Source organism: Pedobacter sp. 05T44, assembly GCF_056395985.1.
This window is the reverse complement of record NZ_JBFTKO010000046.1, coordinates 1-449: the sequence shown is the minus strand read 5'-3', so window position 1 is coordinate 449 and position 449 is coordinate 1. Positions and strand designations below refer to the sequence as shown.

Genomic DNA, 449 nt, shown 5'->3' with positions numbered 1-449 from the left:
TTTTCAAGGCGTCAGAAATCTCAAAACGTAATGACCGTAAAAGGTTTTTAAAAGATAAAAACTCAGGATCATTCTCTTTGCTCTTCCATAACTCCCTGATGTTAATATCTGAATATGACAGGTATGGAACCGAACCTAAAACTGCTGACTGTGTTGCCTGCGCAAGTTGTTTTGAATCCAATATACTACGGTCCAAAAGGAACATAATTAAGATCCAGGTAAAGCACAGGAACAAAGTCACTATGTAAGAAAGTGCAATATATATAATGCCTTTAGAGGCAAGAGGTAAACCCGGCAATCCTAACTGTGCCAATTGCAGTTTCAAGGCAACATTCTGCCCAGTCCTGTTTTGGTTATAGGTATCCAAAGAGTTCATGTAATCTTTGGTAGCCAGTTCCGCATCACGTTCATAATTCATAATTCTGAATCCCTGCATCAAAAGGAACCAT

Annotated in this window: 1 pseudogene; it reads right to left on the bottom strand. The window is 38.8% G+C overall.

The features are described from left to right. A pseudogene (locus AC1DDK_RS26145) lies at positions 1 to 449 on the bottom strand (exopolysaccharide transport family protein); the annotation flags it as partial.